Origin of the sequence: Affinirhizobium straminoryzae (genome assembly GCF_007004135.1) — a bacterium.
In the GTDB taxonomy this organism is placed as follows: Bacteria; Pseudomonadota; Alphaproteobacteria; order Rhizobiales; family Rhizobiaceae; genus Neorhizobium; species Neorhizobium straminoryzae.
The window spans coordinates 1-23862 of the sequence record NZ_VJMG01000064.1; the positions used below are offsets into that span (position 1 = coordinate 1).

Annotated in this window: 14 protein-coding genes and 1 pseudogene; 7 read left to right on the forward strand and 8 right to left on the reverse strand. The window is 59.7% G+C overall.

Features of this window, described 5'->3' with window-relative positions; translation table 11 throughout:
- Positions 1 to 306 (forward strand): LysR substrate-binding domain-containing protein (locus FNA46_RS19750; protein WP_246103224.1); only part of this gene is annotated, 306 nt, incomplete at its 5' end.
- A gap of 17 nt (positions 307 to 323) precedes the next feature.
- Complete coding sequence (locus FNA46_RS26660) at positions 324 to 542, forward strand: LysR substrate-binding domain-containing protein (RefSeq protein WP_210245903.1); 219 nt, start codon at positions 324 to 326, stop codon at positions 540 to 542.
- A gap of 252 nt (positions 543 to 794) precedes the next feature.
- Here FNA46_RS26660 and FNA46_RS19760 read toward each other — a convergent pair whose 3' ends face one another.
- Entirely contained in the window at positions 795 to 1859 is a 1065-nt protein-coding gene (locus FNA46_RS19760; protein ID WP_210245904.1) for a GlxA family transcriptional regulator, read from the reverse strand.
- A 135-nt stretch (positions 1860 to 1994) separates the two neighbouring features.
- Between FNA46_RS19760 and FNA46_RS19765 the strand changes: the two genes are divergently transcribed.
- From FNA46_RS19765 to FNA46_RS19780, 4 genes and pseudogenes are all read left to right on the forward strand, one after another.
- Positions 1995 to 2774, forward strand: coding sequence for an alpha/beta fold hydrolase (locus FNA46_RS19765; RefSeq protein WP_185969920.1), 780 nt, complete (start codon positions 1995 to 1997; stop codon positions 2772 to 2774).
- Between the two features lie 44 nt (positions 2775 to 2818).
- Positions 2819 to 3436, forward strand: a complete 618-nt coding sequence (locus tag FNA46_RS19770) for an FMN-dependent NADH-azoreductase (protein WP_143126957.1) — start codon at positions 2819 to 2821, stop codon at positions 3434 to 3436.
- 21 nt (positions 3437 to 3457) lie between these two features.
- Positions 3458 to 3766, forward strand: a complete 309-nt coding sequence (locus tag FNA46_RS19775; protein WP_143126932.1) for a YciI family protein — start codon at positions 3458 to 3460, stop codon at positions 3764 to 3766.
- Positions 3767 to 3829: 63 nt separating this feature from the next.
- Positions 3830 to 4099: pseudogene (locus FNA46_RS19780) on the forward strand (transposase); the annotation flags it as partial.
- Between the two features lie 156 nt (positions 4100 to 4255).
- Here FNA46_RS19780 and FNA46_RS19785 read toward each other — a convergent pair.
- Genes FNA46_RS19785 through FNA46_RS19795 form a run of 3 tightly spaced genes read right to left on the reverse strand, consistent with a single transcriptional unit; the run spans position 4256 to position 6056 of the window.
- The gene (locus FNA46_RS19785; protein ID WP_143126933.1) at positions 4256 to 5401 is read right to left on the reverse strand and encodes a site-specific integrase; all 1146 of its coding nucleotides are present in this window, start codon (positions 5399 to 5401) and stop codon (positions 4256 to 4258) included.
- Positions 5398 to 5802, reverse strand: coding sequence for a type II toxin-antitoxin system VapC family toxin (locus tag FNA46_RS19790; RefSeq protein WP_143126934.1), 405 nt, complete (start codon positions 5800 to 5802; stop codon positions 5398 to 5400). The genes FNA46_RS19785 and FNA46_RS19790 overlap by 4 nt, the downstream gene beginning before the upstream one ends.
- Positions 5799 to 6056, reverse strand: coding sequence for a type II toxin-antitoxin system VapB family antitoxin (locus FNA46_RS19795; protein ID WP_143126935.1), 258 nt, complete (start codon positions 6054 to 6056; stop codon positions 5799 to 5801). Before FNA46_RS19795 ends, FNA46_RS19790 begins: the two co-directional genes overlap by 4 nt.
- Before the next feature lie 181 nt (positions 6057 to 6237).
- Between FNA46_RS19795 and FNA46_RS19800 the strand changes: the two genes are divergently transcribed.
- Positions 6238 to 7389 carry an RHE_PE00001 family protein gene (locus FNA46_RS19800; RefSeq protein WP_143126936.1) on the forward strand — a complete coding sequence of 384 codons (1152 nt, stop codon included), beginning with the start codon at positions 6238 to 6240 and terminating at the stop codon, positions 7387 to 7389.
- 211 nt (positions 7390 to 7600) lie between these two features.
- Here FNA46_RS19800 and FNA46_RS19805 read toward each other — a convergent pair whose 3' ends face one another.
- The 4 genes from FNA46_RS19805 to FNA46_RS19825 all read right to left on the reverse strand — a co-directional run bounded on the left by FNA46_RS19805 (position 7601) and on the right by FNA46_RS19825 (position 23828).
- Entirely contained in the window at positions 7601 to 13537 is a 5937-nt protein-coding gene (locus tag FNA46_RS19805; protein ID WP_143126937.1) for a hypothetical protein, read from the reverse strand.
- On the reverse strand, positions 13528 to 18492 hold the full coding sequence (locus FNA46_RS19810; protein WP_143126938.1) for a DEAD/DEAH box helicase: 4965 nt from the start codon (positions 18490 to 18492) through the stop codon (positions 13528 to 13530). Before FNA46_RS19810 ends, FNA46_RS19805 begins: the two co-directional genes overlap by 10 nt.
- Positions 18489 to 21572: a hypothetical protein gene (locus FNA46_RS19815; protein ID WP_185969921.1), complete on the reverse strand. Its 3084-nt coding sequence runs from the start codon at positions 21570 to 21572 to the stop codon at positions 18489 to 18491. The genes FNA46_RS19810 and FNA46_RS19815 overlap by 4 nt, the downstream gene beginning before the upstream one ends.
- 753 nt (positions 21573 to 22325) lie before the next feature.
- Positions 22326 to 23828 carry an MBL fold metallo-hydrolase gene (locus FNA46_RS19825; protein ID WP_143126940.1) on the reverse strand — a complete coding sequence of 501 codons (1503 nt, stop codon included), beginning with the start codon at positions 23826 to 23828 and terminating at the stop codon, positions 22326 to 22328.
- Positions 23829 to 23862 lie beyond the last annotated feature (34 nt).

Consider the following 23862-nt stretch of genomic DNA (forward strand, 5'->3'; position numbering starts at 1 on the left):
GACCGCTCGAAGCTTACGGCTGAAAAGGATTTCCGGGTCTTTGCGCCTAAGACCTGGCGGCTTTACGATCTCGGGGCGAAACACGCGCTCCTGAAAGCTGGTCTCGGCTGGGGTGGCATGCCGGTGGACGTCGTGCGGGAAGACCTTGATCGTGGTTTGCTGGTCCCGTTGGAGATTGCTGACATGACGACAGCAGCCATGATTACGATGTCCGTGGTCTACAGGGCGGACTCTCTGCCCGGTCCGGCCGGACGCGGATTTATCGAGGAGCTCATCAAGGCGTCGTCTGTCAGTAACGCCGCCTAGCCTTTATCAAGCCTGACGTGCTCCACGGGCTTGGCCTTACGGTGGTTCCGACCTCCTATATCCGCGAGGAACTTCAGCGCGGACAGTTGCATATGCCATTCGGCGAGCCGGTGCAGTCGGACGACTCCTATCATCTCGTCTATCCGGAACGCAAATCCCACAATCCTAGCGTCATCGTCTTTCGTGACTGGCTCCTCCGTGGTCTTCGAAAAAACGTACCGGACATTGCGCGGTAGCAACGACATTTGGTGGTCAGCGGTTTACATCCTTTCAAGGCAAAAGTAGGTTGGGCGAACAGCGTCCCGGTGCGAGATGCCGGGCCATGCGATGGCGGCTTCACGCTTTCAATTCGGTCATGAACATCATATTCCCTGCACGCGATCAAACACACACTCGCAGATGCGTTCGAATGCGAGGTCGCCACTGAGAAAGTGCGCCGCCCCGACTTGAAGTTGTCAGGGCGCTTTCAGCTTTGAAGCCTTCGCCCTCTATTCAAACTCACGTTGCTCTGTTCGCAAACGTCGCCCCACCGCCCAGCGCCGATAGTCCGCCGGCGTCATGCCGGTCAACTGGATAAAGGCGCGCCGGAAGGCCGTGTCATCGCCATAACCACACTGCTGTGCCACTTGTTTCACGCTCGCTCCTGGCGTTTCGAGGAGAACGCAGGCCATCTCGATCCTGACTCGCGTCATGAAGCTCTTTGGCGACTCGTTGGTAAGTTCCTTCAGCCGACGGTGCAGTGTCCGTTCGCTGAGGTTCAGTGCGCCGGCAAGTGCTTCTGCCGTCATTCCCGGACTTGCATGACGTATGATCTCTTCCGCCTGTAGCAGCAAAGGGGCGGCTGCATTGACGTAACCGCGCGGCGCATAGATCATCTGCGGCATCGGCAAGGTATCAGCGACCGATACATCAGCGGCAAGCTTGGCGATCTCCGGGCCGGCAGTAAGCTTGATAACGTGCAGCGCCAGGTCGATCCACGATAGCGGCCCGCCCGTGGTGATCACGCGGTCCTGCTCCTCGACTGCCGTTCCCCAAACCGGCCGGGCCTTCGGGAAACGCCGCTTGAACGCGTGATGCAGCCACCAAGTGGTCGTGCAGCGTCGACCATCAAGAAGCCCGGCTTCGCCAACAATGAATGTTCCAGCGCAGGCTCCACCAACGACGGTGCCCTGCTTATGCCTGTTCCGGAGCCATTCCGCCGCCGTCTCGATCGAACCGGACAGCGGTGGAAGACGATCAGGCCCCAATGCCATGCCAGCGACAAGCGCGATATCGCATGCACCCATTTCGTCGAACGAACAGTCTACGGGGATGCGCCGCCCTTGTGCGGCCGGAGGCGACTTCCCGTCAGCGCTGACGATCGTCGTGTTAAAAACTATCTGCGTGTGATGGAGCAAGCCCTCCGCAGTTCCCGCCGGCGGTGCCCGCAGTGCCTGGTTGGTGATCCAGAACAGATCGGCAAGTCCCGCGATCGCCGACAGCAGGCTTCCCTCCACGGCGATCACTGCCACGTTCACGGTACGAGCTGAGATGTCGATTGGCGAATTTTGCATGAAGGATGTCCAATTTGCCATCTGAAGCGCCTGGCGGCGGAGAGGTATATTTGCCTCAACAATGCATCAAGGCCCTCAGAAATGAAAATATCGAGACATCGAAGCACCGGCTTTCCGCAGATAGCAGCAATAGCAATGCCGTGGTCAGGGATCACCGGCAGGATTCTGGCCTCCCTTGGTCTGGCTTTCTCGCTGTCGACGAGCGAAGCCAAGGCCGCTCCGTCACAGCACGCCATCGGCACGATCGTACTCGTCCACGGCGCCTTTGCGGATGGATCCAGTTGGGCTCCCGTCATCAGCCGGCTTCAGGCGCGTGGATATCGTGTTGCCGCCGTACAGAACCCGCTGACCTCGCTCGCCGATGATGTCGCTGCGACCAATCGAGTATTACGCCGCCAGACGGGCGATGTGCTGCTCGTGGGCCATTCTTGGGCGGGCGCTGTCATCACTGAGGCTGGCAACGCCGCAAACGTGAAAGGCCTCGTCTACCTCTCGGCCCTGGTGCCGGATAGCGGCGAGTCCGTCAGCGATCTTCTGAACCGCCTGAACGCGCCGATGGCAGGCCTCACTCCGGACGCGGACGGGCTGATCTGGCTCGACGATGCGAAGGCCTATCGCCACGTTATGGCGGCTGATGTCTCAGAGGACAAAGCGGCTGAACTGGCGGCGCTCCAGCAGCCCATCGCGGTAGCGACGTTCGCTGGCAAAATCAGCCACGCCGCTTGGCATAATAAACCAAGCTGGTACCTGCAGACAGAGAACGATAACGCGCTCGCCCCACAGGTCCAGCTAGCCATCGCCCGCCAGATCGGCGCGAGCGTCACGTCCCTATTCGCCAGCCACATGTCCCTCATCTCCCATCCTGATGCGGTTGCCGATCTGATCGATCAGGCTGCTCGGGAGGCAGGACAATGAGCCGCGGAACTGAGAACACATACGTCAACGATAGCGAGAAAGACATGAAGATCCTTCACATCGACTCCAGCATTCTGGGAGCCAGCTCCATCACACGAGATCTCACCGCGACGATCATCGACGCAATGCGTACCCGCAACGCAAACGTCGAAATTGAATATCTCGATCTTGTTGAAGATCCGATCAGCCATATGGACGGAGCAGTGGCCGCCGGCTTCCGTCCCAATGTTAAGACAGAATTCGATGCCGCGGCGCTTCACGAAAAGGACACTTCGGATCGTTTGGTCGCGCAGTTCCTTGCCAGTGACGTGATCGTCATCGGTGCGCCGATGTACAACTTCTCTGTCCCGACCCAACTGAAAGCCTGGCTGGACCGGATCGCTCAGCCCGGTAAAACCTTCAAATACACTGAGACCGGGCCTATCGGCCTTGCAGATGGCAAGCGTGTGATCATCGCTTCAGGCCGGGGCGGCTTCTACCTCGAAGGCCCCTTGGTCCAGTTGGATTTTCAGGAAAGCTACTTGAAGGCCTTCTTTGGTTTCCTTGGTATCCATGACGTTCGTTTCGTTCGCGCTGAAGGCGCATCCCGCGGCGAAGAAATCCGTCAGAAGGGCATTGCCTCTGCCAAAGCCGCCATCGCCGCCGCACTCGTCGCTGCCTGAACGAACCAAGGAACAAGCATCATGCTGTACGCCATCAAACTCACTTACATCCGTCCGATCGAAGACATCCAATCGCATCTCGATACGCACAAGGGCTGGCTCGCCCGTTACACCAAAGCCGGGACGATCCTGTTTGCAGGGCCATTGGAAGGCGGAAAGGCAGGGTTCATTCTGGCGTTCGCCGAGACGATCGCGACGATCGAAGCAATGATCGCCGAAGACCCATTCGACGTTCTGAAGCTCGCGAGATTTGAGATCTCGGAATGCAATCCTGTGGTTCGGAATGAAGCTTTCCCGGCCCAATGGGCAGCCGACGCAAAGGCTTTCTAGTGTCAGGCCCCATTGATTTGAATTGACGGCTATGATTCAGAGCGGCGGACAGGAGCCTGACTGATGAGCAATTTGTTCTGGTTGACTGACGAGCAAATGGCTCGTCTTCAGCCCTATTTCCGCAAGAGCCATGGCCGCCAGCGTGTTGATGATCGGCGCGTGCTGGGCGGCATCATTTTCGTCAATCGCAACGGGCTTCGGTGGTGCGATGCGCCGAAGAAATATGGCCCGGCGAAAACGCTGTATAACCGCTGGAAACTCTGGAGCGACAAGGGCATCTTTATCCAGATGATGGACGGCTTGGCTGTGCCTGAAGCTGCAGAACACCAGACCGGGTAGCGTCGCCTTAATCCGGCTTGGGATGCGGTCGTCGTCTCAGCCTTAATTTCACGCACTTCACTGAATTTTGCTCTCGTAGGTAGGCCGCTCATCAGCGGGCTTATCTGTCAGGAAAACAAGTGTCACAAAAGCGCCGCTCATGGGAGTTTTTCAGTCCATCAGTCGCGCCGCTCTGCCGCTCCGTCGGGTGGCGCTGTTGTAATACTCCGAAGCCTGCTGCACGGATCTGTGCCGTGACTGTTCCATGGCCTCTGGGAGCGGAATGCCGCGATTGGCTGCTTCGGTGAGATAACCTGAACGCAAGCCATGGGCTGAAAACTCCGCCGGGTCCAGCCCTGCCATGGCCGCGCGCTGCTTGACGATATCGTTGATGGCCTTCGGATCCAGCGCACGTTGTGAGACATTGCCCCAGCGATCGATCGCCCGAAACACACTGCCTCTGTCGATCCTGGCAAGGGCAAGCCAGGCATTCAGCGCGTCGACGGGCCGACCGGTGAGGTAGACAACCTCTTCGTTATCGGCACCACTGGTCTTGGTGCGACCGAGATGGATGGACAGCGAGGGCAGGGGAGCTGATCCTGCAACGGGGATCGGCGCTTCCATGACCAATTGCTCCTTACGCAGCCCCGCCACTTCGCTGCGGCGCCGACCACCGGAGGCAAAGGCAAGCATCAGGATCGCCTTGTCCCTGACATCGCGCAGGCTGTCGGTCCGGCAGGTGCCAATCAGCTTTGACAGGACATCGCTTGTCACGGCCTTGGCGCTCTTGCGCCGCTTCGGTCGCGGCGTTGCGCGCACCGCCAGCCGGATGGCAGACTTGAGAGCAGGGGAGTTGAACGCACCCTGCAGCCCGCGCCATTTGGTCAACGTCGACCAGGTGGCCAGCCGCCGGCGCACGGTGTCGGGGGCATGGGGACCTGACGACCGGAGAAACCGCTGGAGACGAAGCTTGTCCTCGACCTCCGCTGGCATGCCGTGATCCGGATCCGTCAGACGCTTTTCCGGGTCCCAAAGATGGTGAGCGACAAACTTCAGCAGGAGAGCCTCCGGCGTGGGCCACGGCAGCGATCGTCCCGATGTCGCCAACGACCATGCCTGCAGGTAGGCGAGGTCGGAGGTTAGCGCACGTAAAGTGTTGGCGCCCATACCCTGGTTGACCAGATGGCGCAGCGTCTCGATATCCTGGTCGGACAGAAGCTCGGCCAGTTCATCGCGCCGCTCCATGGGGAGAACTGCAGCAATGGTGTCGAGCTCGTGGGCACGGCGATCGACGGTGTCTGCGCCAGCGCCTGTCATGTCATCGACGACGCGGGATGCAGTTTGAGATCCGTCTGCCCGAAGTCGGGCCCTTTGAACAAGAGCGGTGCCTTGGCGATTGCGGCAACGGCATAGGAGAAGCAGTCGCCCATGTTGAGCGCAGCTGGATGGCGTCCCCGGCCGAAACGCTCGAAAGCGTCTTCGGCTGCGCGATAGTGCTTCTCATCGAATGCGACGGTCGTGACATTCACAGTTGTGGCAAGCTGCCCAACGATCCTGGCTGCACTGACAAAACCTTTGCCCGACAGAACCATCCGTACCTCCAACAGGGTTGGCCAGCCGATAATGACCGGCTCACGCCCCATCAGTGTTCTAAAGGTCTCCGCCTCCGGCTCCTTCATGGATATCGCGATAATGACAGAGGTATCGACGGCGATCATATTGGCAGACCGTTCTCATCGTAGAATTCATCGTGGTTGGACGTCGTGCCGGGCGCGATTTTGGCGAGATCCTCGGCGGCCAACTCCCAGACGGCGTCCATGGGATAGCGGGTGGTTTCCGCACGCAGCTCCTGATCATAACGCTCCAGCGCGAGCTCGACGAGCCGGTTGATCGGCTGCCCGGTCCGGCGGGAGAGGGCATGGGCCAGATCACGGGCCTTGCTGCTGCGAATGGAAAGTTGGGGTTCGGACATAGTGTGCCTCGTCGAAAACGTAGCCTTAACATACAGACAGTGGGGCGAGATGGCAAGAAAATGACTTTGATGGCTCGCCATCGATAAGCGTTACTTATCGATGGCCAGCGATGCGCTGGCGCATCGTGAGGAGTGAGGAAACCTAATCCCGAGATAGATTTCCTTTAAGAAATCGTTTACCATAAAATCAATGGCTTACGATCTCGCGAAAATCAGCATGACTGCCCTGATGCGGCTAGCTTTCGACGCCGGCATCGCCCTGACCCGTCTCGACGAGCGGATCGCCCGCTCGCCGGTTGGAGGCGGCTTCCTCGAACGGCAAAATTTCACCGATGCCTGCGCCTCGCTGTGGATCAACGGTGAACTCGTCCATCTCGAAGACCTCGTCCTGCACGACGCCACGCGGGATATTCGCACACCCACCCACGAACTCACCATCGCCCGCGACGTTCTAAAAACACGCCGGCGCATCTCTGGCCAGCCACCCGCCTGGGCGCTCTCCGCCGACGGTATCCGAAGCTTGCGACAAACGTCAGACATCACGTCGGCCGACGCGGGCGAGGCGGTAGAGCCGGCGAGCACCTTCCGGTCCGCGCTCCCGGTCGTCCTGGAAGGGGAGGGGGATTATGGTGATGAGGCGGAGGACCTTCCCGGCGTCGACTATGCTGCTATCGATGCGACCCTGGCCCGGTCGTCAGCCGCCATCGAGAAAGCGGCTCGGCCTGGCGGGGTCAGAGGCCGCGCTGCAGCCGAGAAGGACCCGATGATTTACGATCTCGACTGGGACGAGGATGCCCGGCTCGACGAATGGCGCGGCGTCTTGCGCCAGGCCGAGCACCTGCCCGCCGTGCTGCAGGCGATCATTGCCCTTGATGCCTGGAACGAACTGTCGGTGCTGCAGCACGCGCCCTGGCTCGGCCGGCTGCTGGCCGCATCGATCCTGCGAGAAGCCGGCATCACCTCGGGTGCTCATCTCGCCGCGATCAACCTCGGCCTGAAAACCATTCCCGTCGATCGGCGCCGGCATCGCGATTGCGAAACCCGGCTGCTCGCCATCGCCCAGGGGGTGCTGGCAACCGCTGAGATCGGCATGAAAGAACATGACCGGCTAGCACTTGCCCGGCAGATGATGGAACGCAAGCTGGCGGGAAGACGAACGTCTTCGAAATTGCCGGAGCTGATCGAGCTCGTCATGGCAAAACCGCTCGTGGCGGCCGGGATGGTGGCGAAGACGCTGGACGTCACACCACAGGCGGCGCGGCGGATCGTTTTGGAACTTGGCATGCGCGAGATGACCGGGAGGGGGAGGTTTCGGGCGTGGGGAGTGATTTGATTACCGGTGGCATGCAGCGCGACTTATCGAGACCACTTTGTTTACGAGCGACCTGAGTGCAGTATTTTTCCAGGGAAAGGCTCTATGTCCCCCGGAAATCCGTTCTTGAGAATTCTGAAGACAAAGCGGTTGCACTCGCGATCTCTGTTCGTAGCTCCACCTCCATTGAAAGCGTCAGTACAAACTTTCCTACCTACTAAGGATGGTTCGATCAGGCTCGAACAGAGACCTGGCGGCGCAAAACTTCTCCAAGCGCCGAGGGCGCAAAGATTCCGTGCTTGGCGGACCATCGCTCGACGAGACCCATAGCCTGGAGATCCGGCACCAAAGTCTCGAGGTCTTTTCCGAAGCGTTTTCTGACATCCTCGTCGAGCATCGTGTAAAGTTCCAGGTTGTCGGTGACGGTCAAAGGCTCCAGACACGCGATCAGGTCTTCTTTCAGAAGCGATTGCGGCGGCAAGAACTTGTCCCCGAGCTCGTCTAATGCTCGTTTAAGATCCTCAGCCGAGATGAGCTTTTGCACGGCGCTCACGACCTGATCGGGTATGCCACCGCTTGCTTCCAGAACACGGCGTCTTGTCTCGCGCGTATCGAGCTCGGCCGGCCCTTCGATCTGGCGCATATGCATTCTCAGCATCTCCACGCCCCATGGCGACAGATAGACGGAGCCTTCCTTGCGCCGCGCCGCAAGATGCCGCATTCGGGAATCCAAGGCGTCGACCGGGAAAATCGGTCGGATGTGCCCGGCAATGACTTTGGGGTGGCGCCCCGCGAATTCGACAAGTCTCTCGATGTCATCGGATACATCACTCTCGTGGACGAGGATCGTCATCCCGATCCCACGGCTGATCGGCGCATCAAGCATCTTGCGGAATTCTTTGGTCGTTGTCGTTTGTTCAACCTGGATCACAGTTTCAGGATTCGAGCCAGGCAGCCCCAGATCCTCGTTTATCTTGGCAAAGGCCTTGCCGATCTTTTCGAGGCCAAGAAGCTTCAGGCCGCAGACAATCTTGACACCCGGGGCGGCCGGATCGAGGAGCCGCTCGATCTGAAGGTCAGTCAACGGCATGTAGAGCGGACGGCTGGCACGGATCGCAACTCCGCGGCGATAGGTGGCCTTGTCGTAATTTGGTTTCCCCTCGCGATCCTTGATCTTCTCGAGTTCATCGATCGCGTCCTCCCAGCTTCCGAGGATCGCGGCGACCTGGGGCGAACGCAGGCAATAGAGATAGCGCGTTGTATTGGGAATGAGCCGGCGACCGAGAATGCCGAGATCCCACATTTCGTCCAGGATGACCTCGAAGGCCGACACGTCCAGCATCTCCGACGTGCGCGGCCAGTGGGTGGTTGCTGCGTCCAGGATATCACGCGGTGGAAGGCCTTCATGGAGGACGTCTCGCTCCCTGCCCTCGGCTGAGAGTAAAGCAAGAGTGTAGGCGATAAGCGCGTAACGAACGTCCAGATCGAGCGTCCAGCGGAATTTCTTTCGAATGTTTTCCTGTATACGGCTGAAATTCTCGTGTTCGAAAAGTGTGGCGTCGGGTATTGTCCAGAGCGGACCGTCTGCAGCGACAGCATAGCCTCGTCCCGATCTGGTTCGGTGCAGCTGCGAAAGCAATCCTTTAGAATATTCCTGCACCAACGAAGGATAATCATTCGCGAATGCGAGAATCTTGTCGGGAGTTTCCTGAGTCTCGTAGCGAAAGCCTGCCGCCCTCATCGGCGCAACGACGAGTTCGTACGCTGCGCGCTTGTCCTCAAGGGTTCGATTGAGAGGGCCGATCACGATCGGTTCGCCCAGATGGGCAAGCGGGGAATTTGAGACGTTGTGAAGACGCTGAACATTGTGCAATCCGGCAAAGACAACTTTGAAGGCCCGGTCCGTGCTCTCCATCAGATCCTTGAGTTTGGTGATCTCCCTGAAGCCACTGGTGCTTTCGGCCGACATGAACTCATCCGTCTCGTCGAACAAGGCGATGATGCGTCGGCGGGTGTCCTGACTAAGCCAGAGCTTGATATTGTCGGCAATCTTGTCGCGGTCGCCGCGGCTGTCGGGTCGAACGATACCTTGCATTAGGCTGAGCTTTGCGTGCAGCCGGTTCCAGATGTTTTTGGCGGGATCATTCGGAAGCCCAAGATCGGTTACCTGGTCGCGAACGACAATCTGGCCCTCACTCTCATTGTGCCGGGTATTTTCCACATGGCTGAGGAGCGCGGATTTCCCGAGCTGCCGTCCTCCGTAAACCAGGCAGCCGTCCGAGCTGCGTCGCATGATTGTTCGGATCTCGAGCTCGCGTCCGAAGAACATCTCTTTTGGCAACACAGTCGCGTCTGTCAGATAGGGCTCGACACGCCCATAAGGCAGGCCACAAGCAAAAACCACCTCGATACGCGTTTCTCGTCGGGTCGCAACGAAGGCAACGAGCGTCTCGTCGATGAGAACTGCCGGCTGGCCAGCTCCTCGCAGCCGGTTTGCAAGCTCGCGACGTCGCAACGTGTCGAGCCTTGCTGTTATAAGAATGATTGCTGGCTCATCTTGGTCAAGCGCTGGCACGAGCGTCTCCGGCAGGACAGCGCCGTCTGCGATCAGCAGCCGGTAGCGACCCTTGGCCCGCGAACCGAAGACAGGCGGCAAGAACCAGTTGTCAGGCTCCGTGCGCACCGTTGCCCGCAACGAAAAGGTCCAGGCCTTGGCACTTTGAACGCGCGCCATCTCATCTAGGACAGGACCGAGAAAGCCGAGATCCTCGAAGAGCTTTCGTATCTTCGCGACCGCCGGAGAATTTCCGGCGACGGATCGTTGGATGTCCGTCAGAGTTCGCATCAGGTCGACGGCCGGTTCCAGCCTGTCGGCCTCCGTCGAAAGGAGACCGTCACCGGAAAACGCGATCGCGTATTCTTCGACAGTGTTGGGCCAGTTTTCGGTGGTGGCTGCATCCACGATCGTCGGCGAAAAGGCCTTCATCGGCCCGTCATCATCACTTCCATCCAGAAACTCAATGGAGCGTCCGTCGCGCAACAATGCGATCCGGTTTTCGATCGCTTCCAGTGTCATGCCGTCGGAGATTTGTCGCAGAATGATCTGAGCATCGTCCGGATTGACCGAGTTTTTGAGATCGCGAACGCGCGAGATCTGGCCTTGCCTGACTGCAGCTTCCGCTTCATCGAGGAATGTTTGCGCCGCTGAAATCTGACGCCATTGTTCGTCGAGATCGCGCAGCCACTCCACATTGTTCGAGCGGGAACCTTCCTCTGCCTGGCTGAAGGCTTGGCCGCAATCGTCGAGAGTTTGCGCCAATGGCGGATAGTATTCCTGTTGGTGCAGATCGAGCTTGGACAGCGTAATTGCGCGACGGGACAGAGCGGCCGTCAGGACGCGCAATTTCAACGCGAATTCGCCCTGCTCGCGCAACAGTACCGGCGCGTTTTCTGATCGTCCCAGGCGACCTGCCGTGGCAAAGGCGCCGGCCGTCCTGTTCTTTTCGATCGCCTCCGAGATGGTGGGAATACCGGATTGGGAAAGCAGCCGGGCAGCCTCAGCTCCATCTCCAGATGCGAGTGCGCTGCGAACAAGTGGTGGCAGTCGATCGAGCTCGTTCGATTCGATCTCCATTGCCGGCGGCGAAACGACGTCGGCGCCGGCCAAGCTCGTCTCGACATCGCGAATGCGCTCGGCGATCCAGTCCGCCACCGCGCCCTGAAGCCGATCATGGAGGGTAGCATGGTGCCGGCTGGAAAGCGTATGAAGATTGTCCGCCGCTTTGATTAGGTGCGACTTGAGTGTTTCTGCGGTCCTCCGGACGGTGTCGTCGCGGCGCCGGTCGTAGGCTACTTCCGAACCGGCAGCGATCGACCAAGAACTCAAGAGATCGGTTGCTATCTGGAGTCGGCGAGCGAGATAGTCGACAGTCGTCCGAGGCAATCGAACCGTCGAGCGGGAACCCAACGCGGCGTTTTCCTCTGCGATGCTGTCGTCGAGGGCCGCATAAGTGCCATAGCGGTCAAGCGCTTGTTGCACGACGGCCTGAACATCGGGCGAACTTGACTTGATTGCATCGATAGCGGCCCCGATACCTCCCTTGGTGCTTGCGACGCGGTGCATGAATTTCGTCGATGGCTGGCAGGGGCCGCTTCTCTTGGACGTCTCGCTTGCCCATACCTCAAGCTCACGAAGGATCCGTGCGCGTCTTGGTTCGCGGGGCACGCCAGCCAGCCTTGCCAGAATGTCGGGTGACGGTGGGAACTGGTAATCGAGCTCGCTAACGACGTTGCGCAGCTCATTCAACGCGGGTCCGAAGGCACCGAGGTTGACCGCTCCAAGGCGCGCTCGCGAAAACGCCGATGGGGAGAAAACAGTGAGATGAAGCGCTGCCCCGAACAGCAATGCACTGCTGGTGGAATTGAGAGACTGGTCCACCACTTCCGAAAGGACCCCCGCCAACCGCTGGGCCGCCGGGGTAAAGCCGACACCGGGCGAGCGGGCCAGCGAAGCCGCCCGCAGGACACGCGCATCGGTCGGCGGATTGGGTGTTGCGAGAGCAATATCCGAGGCAACCTTGAGGCAGTCGGCTTGCAGCAATTCCGCAATCAGTCCTACAAGCGGCGCATTGGGATCTGCTTCTTCCGGACTGTCTTCGACACCGCCTTCAGCCATAACGAGGCCTTGCTCGGCCGTGCCGGGGACCGATGCATCATCCTGAGCGACATCTATTTCGCCGTGCGTGCCATGGTCCTGTGTTTGGTCGGAGTAACTGTCAGTTGGTCCGTCTTCAATCTCTCCGTCAGTGTCTGGCGCTCGATCGTCACCTTCGTCTTCCGCAATTGACACGTCGGCGACAGCGGACGGTGCAGCGTCGCCCAGAGGCTGTTTGACGGTTAAGGCCTCAAAATGACCTGGCATTTCTTTTCCGGCTATCGCATCTGCGAGCGCTGCGACGGCGGTGGTGAGCACATCAGACCCGAGGCCATCTGCCACAACGCCCAAGAGCGCGGTCATCACGGCCTTTTTAAGCGTCTCCAGACTATCGCATCTGGCCTTCTGAGCGCTGGCCTCGGCCAGAGCTTCTTGCGTTCCTGCAAGATCATCGTCGATGAGCAGTTCGGACGCCCGTTTCTTGGCATCTGTCACAGCTTGCTGGGCATGCGCAGCGGCGCTGTCGCAGGAATCGAGCGCTGCCAGAAGTTCGGGCATCGCGGCCTTGTTACCTTCGGCGTGAATCCAGATGACGGTCTCTGCTGCCGGCGGCCCGCCACGATCTTCCAAAGACCTGGCAAGGGCTTCCGACTCCTGATCCTGCAAGGCGGCCTTGGCCAATGTCGGCAGGGCCGCGGCGAGCGCCGCAAAGCGATCAAATGCCGTCGCCGGCGCCTCCGGCTCGAGGGTTTCGAGCATCTGGTAAAGTAGCGTGATTGCGTCATCGAAAGCGTCAGGGTCGATTGCCGATCGTGAAAGAAGGGCGTCGACATCATCGCTCAGGACGACGCCATTGTTGGCTTCGGCTTTATCTGTGGCGTTGTCGATAGGCTGTCCGGCGGTGGGCACGGTGGTCGCCGACCCCTTGAAGCAGGCGTGTCTTTCGATCCGCAATTCAGCTTCGGTTTGATTGTCCTTCATGTCCTGGAATGCCGAAATGGCGTGTTCGAAAAAGACCGCCAGTATGAGATCAACTGACGGTGCTGCGTCACCCTGGTCAGCAAACTTCGAGAGCTCTTTTTTCAGGGCCGGTCGAGCGGCCAGGCGCAGGGCACCGACAGGTTTTTTTTCGAGCTTGCGACGCACCTTGTTGGGCGACAGAGCGGAAAAGAGGAGTTCTTCGAAGAAACAGGCGGCATGTGGTCTGGCTTCAATACGCTCCAGATAGGTCTCGTAAAAAGCACGCGGGTCGAAAGGATCGATCGCCTCGCCCATTTCGGCGATCATCGCTTTGCGTTCTCTGACACTGAAGCGACCTTCCTCTATCAGAAACTCCAATACGTCAGGCGAAAGCGACCGCAACGGAAATTGCGGCCACGACGAAATAGCCTTGAGGCAGTCGCGAAGTTCGAGCCCGTCGGCGAGCCTCCTTAAGGTGACAAGAAAGTCAAACCGAAATGAACCTTCACGCGCATTCTGGTGCTGGGGCAGATTCGGGATTGGATTTAGGAGCATCGGTTCAGTCCAGAGTTCTGCGGTTCCGCTAGGATGGCCTCGACCCATGCCAGCGCCGGCTGCCGATCGAGTTCATGCCAAATACGTTGATTGGAGTAGTCGTGCAGGCATCTGACGCAAGCCCGGCCACAGTGCGGGTTGGTACAGTCTAGCACGGAACGGGCGGCGATAAGCAGATCGCGCATCGCAAATCCGGCGTCGCGCGTCAGCCGAGCCGCGTAACCGGCGCCCCCGGATACGGCATCGTAAAGGACGACAATCGGCTGGCCCTCCAGATACTGGAGGAGCGCACGAATATCGCGAGGATCTGTCTCGAGAAGGCGCGTTGCGCCCAACCTGATCGCCTCTTGCATCGTCCGGTATAGTTGCGGCGACTCCACGATCGGCGTTCCGTCTCTATCTCTCGCTCCGCCGAAGAAGAGAAAGGCGCGCACATCGGTTTCAAAGACATGCGCGAGGTCGACGGCGGGTACGGGTTGGTTTTGATCAAAGCGGCAATCGAGGCCGGTCCGCGGATTCTTATGCGCTGCCAGGGTTAAACCGCGTGGTTTCTGCCAGCGCAGACCAGGGCCATCGCCTTCTGCCGGCGTGGCATGCTCGCAATGCCGGCACCAGGCAAAACCACCCTTTTTCTTTCCCGTATTGATGCTGATAATTCGGCCCAGTTCATAATCCGGGCGATTGGAACCGGGCGCATGAAAGCTGAGGATGGACGCAACGTCTGTGGCTTCATAACGCTCTCGCGGCGCATGCGTCAGGAGTCTTGCGTCGTCGGCGATGGTCGGCCGCAGTCTCGAGGCGCCTGGATCGCGTCCATCCGCATCATTGCAGGATGTCAGAAATCCCCGAGGCCGGATGAATCGTCGAGTGCGGTTTGCGCCTTCAAAGGCAGCATTGCACTGAGCGCAATTGGGGCTCGGCTCCAGGCCGGCTTCGGTAATTTGAGGACAACCGCAAGCTGAACAAACACGCAGTTGCTGTCGTTCGACGAAGGTGTCATCGCCGGTGAACCTCGATCGCTTGGAAATTCCGGCCGACGTCCAGACACGTCCTCCCGCCACAATCTCAGAGCCTGGAGCATATTCGGTGATGCCGACGCCTCCGTCGCGATCGAGCTCGAGGGGCGCCGCCTCCCTTGTCTGCCGCGCTCCGGTCAGGACTTCCAACGAAACAGAGTGCACGGGAAAAGCATAGGTCGGAATGACTGCGCGTCTGGAGAGCTGCTCGATTAGGAACTGATTGAGATAGAGCGCCTGCTGCGTTCGCAATGCCGCAAGCGACCTATCGACGCGGGTGATCTGATCGGCATCCGTTGACTGAAAACCGGCGCGCCGCGTCTCAAGCTCCTCGATCCCCTCCTGCATGATTTGCCAGCGGCCGAATATGGCATTTGCAAAATCGCTGATGCGATAGCGAAATGCCTCCTCCAGTGCGTGCGGGCCTAGCCCGATGGCTCTAAGCTCCGGCGGCAGAGTTTCGGACAGCCCGGCTGCTGCGGCAATCGATGCGACCGCGTCCCGACTTGTCATCCAGGCATTGAGATCTGCCTCGAACGCGCGCTTTTCATTGTCGGTCAGAATCTGTCCGAAGACGTCGCGCAGACGAGCAGCGCCGGTGCGCGGATTGCCGGCAAGCCTATGATCCAGGAAGCCGGCGAGCACCACCGACATCTGATGGCGCTGAAAGAAGCCCGCATTATCGAGACTGAGATAGGGCACCCGTGGCCGCTCGGAAAGATAGGCGCCGAATTCGGCAAAAACGGCCTGGTCGAAGCGACCGGACCGTGCGGTCGTAACGACGATCGGCGCCACCTGAGCCCTTCGTCCGGCGCGGCCGGCGCGCTGCTGATAGTTGGCGATGGAGGGGGGCACGTTCTTGCAGAGCACGGCTTCGAGGTCTCCGAGATCGACACCCATTTCCATTGTCGTGGTACAGGAGAGAAGATTTACCTCGCCGCGTTTGAAATCTTCCTCGATCCGGTTTCGAACGTGGCTGGCGATTGCTGCCGTGTGCTCGCGCGCAATGGCAAGCTTGGGCCTTTCGAAGTAACGCGCGGCATAGTGGTTCTGGTCCGACAGCGCCTGCCGGGAAGAAAGGTCCATCAGTTCAAGATTTCCTGAACACCGACGGGACTGACATACGCCGGCAGTGTTGAACTGTGTGCGCGTTCCGCAGCTGCTGCATCGATAGAGCGGACTATTGCGGCCTGGCGCGATCCGCAAAGATCGGTCGAGTTTCAGTCCAAGCCCCCCATGGTGGGGCGCCATCATGGAGCGGGTTCCCTGCAGCGACCGAAAGAAGGCGACAAGCACGTCTCTGCAGGCATTGCCATCCATCTCAACGCCAACCCGCTCTCCCATTTTCTTTAGCAGAGTGGTGAAACGATTGTCGCGGCTCCCAGAGGGGATGTAGTTCAAAGCCAGTGACGCATTGGGAACGCGATCACGAACAACACGCCGGCCCTCCTGGGCATTGACGCGGTTCCAGATCGACTCGTCGGCGAAATCGATGCCCCCCGAGCCCTGGCCTGCGAACGCTCGATGCTCGCGCGCGCATTTCAGCAGATATCCGACGATATCGCCGGCATAGGGCCTCAATGGCGGCGGCAAGGTCGTCTCGACCGCTCGAATGGGCCGGTCGATATGTTCGTAGCCGACCGTGACGAGACCGAAGCCCTCGAGGGACAGCCGTCCACGACCGAAGACGCTGAGCTCCGCGGCGATATGGGCCTTCAGGCGCCGCTCTTCATTCGGCCCTTCCTGGCGAACCGGATCCAAACCGGCGGAATATAATCGAAGTCCATCGTCGCGCAGCTCGGCTCTGACGGAGCTGACGAGGTTGTCCAGATCGATCTCGGTTCCACCTCTTTCGAGGGTTCGCAGCATGGCACCGCGGATCGCCATATCCCGGGCGGTACGTTCGAAGAAGGGCGCAAAGAAGGCCGCATCCTGGCGGTTGTCGGAGAAGACGAGAAGGTTTCGCCCGCCCATGGGCTGGCCCTCCTGCATGGTTCGACTGGGGAGGGCTTCGAGTAGCGACTGCGCTGCCACGGCAGAGAATGCTTCGTCGCCGGGATGAACGGCGGTGATCGGTTCGAGATATCGTGCGGACTGATGGCCGCATGCCACACAGGCCCTGAGATGCGGGACATCCTCGTCGTCGCTTGGACGTGGCTGAATCAGCTCGACAGCCACGGCCCCGGCTTCATCCGGCTCCAGCGGCAAGCCGGTTGCCGGATCGATATGAACGATCAGCGGCGTGTCAGCGCTGTCGGGCTCTTCCTGATCATCTTCTTCCGCGAAGGCGCCGGGCGTCAGCCGGAGCAATCTGCGTGCGTTCGGCCCCGTGTTTTCCGGCTCGAGTGACGATCCGCTGTCCCAGGCCTCAAGGTAAGGCTCTCCGCAATTGCGGCACACCATAAGCGGATAGACCGGCGAGCCGTTCTCGTCCCGCGTGGCACCAATGTGGACAATCCCGGCGCCCTCCGGATCGGATGCATCCAGGCTCACGCCGACACGATCGACCGAAGATGCAATCATATGATAGCGGGCCGGTAGCAGCGGAAAGACAGACCCATCAGGGCTCACCGCCAGAACGGCGATCGAAATCATGCCGACAAGCGCTGCCCGAGCCTCGTCTGGTGGGAAACTCTGGAAGACGCAAGCGGCCAGGGAATCAAGCGTTGCTGCGCCGTGATCGAGCGCCGACGCAAGCGACTGCACCTCCTCGAACTGACTGAGCAGAGCGATCAGGCCGTCGCCGAGGCTTGCGGCTGGCGAAACCTGCAGGGCGTTGAGCCCTTCCAAGCCGCATTCGAAGTTCCAGTCATCCGTCGTGACGTCGTTCCCGGCAAGCGCCTGCTCTCTTGCGATCGACGCAAGGCGCAAGGCGTCGGCCCAGTTGGCAGGTGTAAGCCCACTTGGTCTCGCTGCTGCCGACAGGAACGCGGGATGGCGCCGTCGTTGTGAGGTGATGACGGAACCCGCGCCGGCAAACGGTTCGCCGAAGAGGCGCTCGGCGAAATCGGCGAGTTCTGCTGTCCGCGCGGGATCGAGCGATGCGGACGTGCCGACGCATCGCGTTTCCCCTAAGGTTCGACCCAAATGCGATTTGAGGCGCCTCAGCAAAAAAGCCACTTCGATCGCCTGGGCACCGGCGTAGGTGTGGATCTCGTCTATCACGATCCACCGCAAATCCGCGCCGCGCAGGAGATTGCGATTGGTGGGCAACAGCAGAATATGCTCGAGCATCGCATAATTGGTGATCAGAATATGGGGAGGGCGCGCTCTCATCTCCTCGCGCGACAGTAACCACTCGTCCGGAACCTCAGCCTCCTCGCCGAAAACTTCCGCGAAGGTGGGACTTGCCTTCAGCCGTGTCTCCTCTTCGGCCCGCGTTGCCCGCGAACTGACCTGGCCCGTATAGCGCCCCAGGGTGATGCCCGGGTTGCCAAGATCCCGGAAAAGAAGTGTGGCAATTCGCGTCAGCTGGTCGTTGGCCAGAGCGTTCAGAGGGTAAACGAGGATTGCCCGCACACCTGGAATCGCCAGATCGCCCTGGTTCAGGATATCGTTGACCAGAGGGAAGAGGAAACTTTCCGTTTTTCCCGAACCTGTGCCGGTCGCCACTAGATAATTGTCTTCTTTCAGCAGTGCCGCTTCCTGATGGGCATGAAGCTGACGGCCCCAGACGCGCGGTTTCGTCGAACGTATCTCCTGCCAGGCGGGATGGAGTATTCCGTCAAAGGAGAGCTGCTCGAGGGACCGGCCTTTCTCGAAGTCAGGTAGTGTCTCGACATAGGGGCCTTTGACAAGCTCCCGAGCGCGCACGGCCTCTCTGACCCTTGCTGCGAGGCCAGGAGCACGGACTTCGTTGATCGGCGAGGACGTGGCGACGAAACGGCCAAGGGAAGTATTCAAGATATCGCGAAAGCGGTTTGGATCGAGATCGTTCATGCTTCTAATGTTTTCTGCTCATGTTCTTGCGTCGCGAGATCCCAAACCATCAGGAAATAGGCCAGTGCCTCGACGCCGGTGCGACAAACCAATGTGAGGGCCGCGCCAACTTCGGGTGGCGCAAGTCCGGTGCGGCGAACCATCTCCTTCAGGGCAGGCTCTGCTAACTTCAGGCGCGAAGCGCGCGCAAAGCGCTCGATCAGCGACACCAGGCGCGCTGCGAAGATGTCATGCCCCATCATCCGGTCGAAAGCCCTCAGCCGGTCGAGTTCGGGGACATCAACGGAGGCCAGTAGCCGAATGGTATTGCCAACCAGCCCGTCGCCGGATATTTCCGCAAGGTCCCTGCGCGCTAGCCTGGTCCGCAAGGCGACGAATGCCGCATCCAGCCCTCCTGCCCCAAGTTCGCGCGGCAGGCCGTCGCCGACCCCCACCCGTTCCAGCCATTGCCGAAGCGGATCGTCACCACGAGGATTTGGCAAATCCTTGGGAGCATCAAGGCCGGCCATGCGACCCAAGGCAGAAAGCTCGGGGTGCGTCGCAAGCCGCGTGAAGGCCGTCAGGGGCGCCTCGAACAGCCATGGAGCACCCGTCAGGATATCGGCGCGCGGCAACCCGCCGGAACGACACTCGACAGCTAGGGCCGGCAATATGCGCGAGGCGGCGCGATCGCGCCCAAGCTCGGAGATAATCTTTTGATGATATGGCCCGAGCACAGCAGCCAGTTGTCCGCCAAGCGCCATGGTCGTCGGCTCTGCAAGAAGCCGCGCGAGCGTGGTCAGGTTCTGTGTCGTGGGCGCGGGATCGCGTCCCGGCAATCCGATCGCGGCTGGGTGACCATCCGCACCACGGAGGAGCTCGAAATGCTCCGCTTTCGCAGATCGCGTGAGGACCTCCAGGCGGGCCGGCGGGGCGTCCTTCGGCCAGGTCACGGCCAGTTCGACGCGCCCGTCGCTCAGCTGCCTAATGGTCGTAGCTCGCGGGAGCCGAGAGTCGACCGAACGCGCGCCTAACGAAGCCTGTCCTGCCGACACGGCCCCGTCCGTCGATTCTATCCGAATGCCGATTGCGTCGATTGGATTTTGCGGCCGGAACGTCACGGTCAAAGCGTCGCCGGCTGCCCCGACAGTTAGATCGATCGGATCGTTCGTGCGGGTTACTCGCGCGAGCAGTTCGGAAGTCCCGTCCGGATATTCCAGCAGAATGCGGTCGTCACCACTTGATTCGAGCAACTCGGCACCGATTGCAAACTCCGACCGCGCGACCAATGGCGCCGACTTGAGCCGGCCGAGAACCCTGACGTCTGCCCGGCAGGCCGATGCCTGTATTGTCAGCGTATCGTTGCGGTTGACATGTCCAAAAACAAGCTGCGTTCCGCGAGGGACCCGTTCCCGGGTGCCGGTAGCGATCCGGTGCCACCAAAGACGGGTTCCCCTGAAGGGGCAGGCGAACTCGACGAGCTCGCCATCGATCTCGACCGCCAGAATGGCAGCATCGACAGCCGCTTCAGGGTTCATCCACAGACGCCCGCGTGCCGTCTCAAACCCGGCAGATCGCGGTACGTTGAATGTCGACGGCAGCGGTGCATCGTCTATATCGCCACTGTTGCCTCGTTGGACGCCCGGCCAGATAAATGCCACTGTGCGCAGCTCCGAACGCGCATCCGAATCCTTTTTAGCGCCGAGCGCCAGGATATCGAATATCGCTCGAACAGGATCCCCCGGGTAATTGAGTCCAAGCATCTGCAAATCGATCCGGGCGCGTCCATCCGCATCAGGTGTGACGGCAAGACGACGCACGGATGCGCCGGTCGACAGTCGCAAGATCCTGTCGCCGGGCAGCGCCGGATTGAGCTGGACCTCCAGCGCACCGTCTCCTCCGTAGAGCGGACGCGTTGACGATCGGCCGATGGGGCGGGCATCGATCCGCAATGACGGCTCGATGCTCCTCGAGAGAACGATGCGCTCGCCATTCGCGAAGGTTAGCTCAAGGCTCCCGTCGAGCTCCAGCCATGCAACGCGGAAGCGGGGATCCTTTGCGATCTCCGCAGGGCCGAACGATTCGGCATCGAAGTCGCTGGCCGCAAGCGCGATGATCCGCCGACCGGGGAGTTCGACTGATCCGCATGTCACGCTTGCGCGGGTCGCAAGTATCCCTGTGTCGGCGTCGAAGAGAAGGATTTCACCGGCAAGTGGCGCACAGGAAATGGATTCGATGCGGCCTGCTTTCCAGGCCAGATAATCCTGCCATGGCTGAGGCAGTATCAAGGGCACGCCCCCGATCAGTCTGGTTGGAAAAGCGCCAAGCACGACGCTTTGGGCGACATGCGCAGTTTCGGGCAGGAGCGCCAGGCATTCGTTCAGCCATGTCAGTGCTGGAGGCGCGACAATGACTTCGCGGCGCACACCCTGGGCCCTTGCTGCGCGATCGAGCGCCGCAAAGAGGATTTCGTCACGACCGGACTCGGGGTTTTCGCCGATGCGCCATCGGTTTGCCCTTGCCGCGTAGTGGCCGACTTTATCGAACAGAACCGCGGCCCTTAGGCGGGTCAGTGCTTCGGGGCACCAGGCAAGCAGCCTGCGCTGCCAGGCGACGGCCATTGATGTATCTTCCGTCGCGGGAGGCCCAAGATGGGCCATGGCCGCAACAATTGCGTCTGCGAGAGGCTGAATCTGCGCATCGGCAACCCCGAGTGGGGCGAAAAACAGGCTGGTGGGATGATTTCCTGAAAGTGCGACACCGATTCGTGCGGCCGCCCTCCTGTAATTTCGCTTGAAGGACGGTCGATTGGCGGGATCGTGAAGATCAATACCGAGGGCGTCAGAGAGATGACGATAGATCTCCGCGCTTTCCGCGCCGTAATGTTCCGCCAGCGGAGCCAAAGTTGACCATACGCCAAGGCACGGCGCGCTGTTGAACAGCCGAGAAGCACCCGAACCTCCAGTAGAGGCCAAGATTCGTGCTGCGGCTCTTGCAGCAGCTGGATCTGGCGGAACTATCTGTCCCGGAAATGGCGTAGAAGCGCGCCCTATCCAAATCTGCTGCATTACATTCTCTAGGTCGAATTTTTCCCCCACCATGATTCTATCATGGCCATCATCAAATGGGATGCAAGCTCAAATAAGATACAATTAAAAATAGTTCGCATGGCTGCAATGGCATTCGGGCGTTGGGCAATTGGGCAGCCGAGGAAGGACGGTTGGACGGCTAGTGACCGCTATAATAAGCTGGGATCGAACCTCTTAAGGGCACTTTCCAACTTCCCGTCTTAGAATAGGACGTGTCAGCATTTTCTGATCTAAGCAGAAATAGCTAGGAGCTGCGTCGTCTGACATGGTGATGCGATCGCAGAGCCGCTTCATGAATTTGGCGAGCCCGAGCTCGTCGACATACTCGGAATCAAAGACACCACCCTCAACATAGACTGCGTGGAGCGCGAAAACATCTAAGAGCCGGACTGGAAGCGTCAGTTCGAATTCCTCAACGAGCGTCCGACTTCCGACTGGCGGGTGCACCTCGGGCCATCGCCACGCCCTTGTCCGAGGCTCCATAAAACATCGAAATACCATGCGCATGCAAGCGCCCGGCTCGGGCGAAGCGATCTGGCGGTGGTCTCAGGTGCAGATCCGGCCTCTGCATTGCCAGACCAAGCTCATCGCTCGTATGAAAAAACCGCGCTCTGAAAAGGATTTGAGGTCGGTTTCCGGCTTGGCGGCCCCTACGACCGGATTGCCATATCGGGTTTCTCGGCCGTCGAGTTCTTTGAACAGCGTGAGAGAAACGCTTCTGCGCCCTGGTTGAAGAACCGCGTCTGCGATTTGAGCGTCCAAGTCTCAAAACGCACCCAACATGTGGAATCCGAGCGTATCGTCGACCTGCACTGGATGAAACGTCCAGAAATCGCGGAGGACGGCTGCATGCGGATGCCCGTACCCTTTGTGGTTCGGATCAGATGAGAAAATGCTCGCTTCCGGGCTTAGAAGCGAAGCCAAACCGGAGTGCCAGTTACCCTCAGCCCCGTGATGCATGACCTGGAGGATGCCGGCCCGCGCAAGTCGGCTCCCGGGCCGGAAATGCCTTTCGAATTCAGCAAATTGCTTTCCTGCACCAAGGGTTCCGTCGCCGGTGTACATCTGCCCGAACCTGATGCCTCCTGCCAAGGGGCCGAGCGGACGGTTAGATGCGTTCCAGAGCATGGTCGCAGACTGATCGACCGGGCCGGAATAGACGAAGAGCGAGATTATATTCCGGTTCTTAGACGATTTCCCAAAGCGCGTGTCATACAGCTTCTTCAGTTTGTCGAGCGTAGCGCTCCGCGTCGTTGGCACGTTCAGGATTTCCTGGACCAGATTTGTTGCTGCGGCTTGGAAGGTCTTTGTGACCTTCGGCAGCATCGACGAGTCGTTATAAGGGAGGAACTCCCAATCAAAGGGGACTGATATAACGCCGCCTCGCCTGAGATAGCGCACATTCGCATTCGCTTGCGTAGCGAATAACTCGCCGTGCGCCCCGTCGGGTGGCGTGTCTTCGTCAAACTTTATCGGAGGCTCTTCCGGTCCTTCGAGATCTGGCCTCGGCTCAACAGGTGGGGGTGGCGGTTCGTCATCTGGTCCGGAAGGCAGCACAAAGACGATCTCACCTATATCGCTGCCATCCAAGCCCCTGAGATAACCTACAGGATCCACGTAGAATCCAAACTCAGTGTCGTCGTATGACACGCCCTGCTGAAGCGCCAAGATAATACGTTGTAGGGGAGTAAGATATGGCAGCAATATCACTCTTATCCGAGATGTCTGCACGAGACGCGAAAAGCCGCTGATGTGGTCATGGTCAAAATGCGAGAGGATAGCGAGATCGAGTCTGGAAAAACCAAGTCCGGACCGCTTGAAGCTCCAAGACGCGATCGCATCTGCCAACACGCTATCCTTGGATGACGTGCCGCAGTCGTAAACCCAGTTAAAGCGAGGGCCGTTGTCTGCCAAGATTGCGCCTGAAGAGAATAAGCCTTGGCCTACGGGCCACCAATCGAGCAAAAGATATCGTCTTCCATGCCGTGCTGAAGAGGGGCTGTCATGAGGCGGCACGAAAAGCGTTGCGTCCGGAACACCCCCGAATTCACGGGCGAGCATATAGGCTCGCACCGCCGTCTCTTGTGCAGGGCCGATCGAGCTATAGCGGAGGCCCTTTCGTATCTGCCCGATCAGCCGGTGATTCAGATCGCGATCCGGGTGCGTAAAATAGGTAAGGATTTTTTGATCCGTTGGCCGGGGGATGAGACTAAGCATTCCTTTTATAAGGCCGACTTCAGCCGGCAATAGAGACTTCGCGGACGCCATTTTCCCCCCGGGAACGTCGTGGACGGTTGGTGCA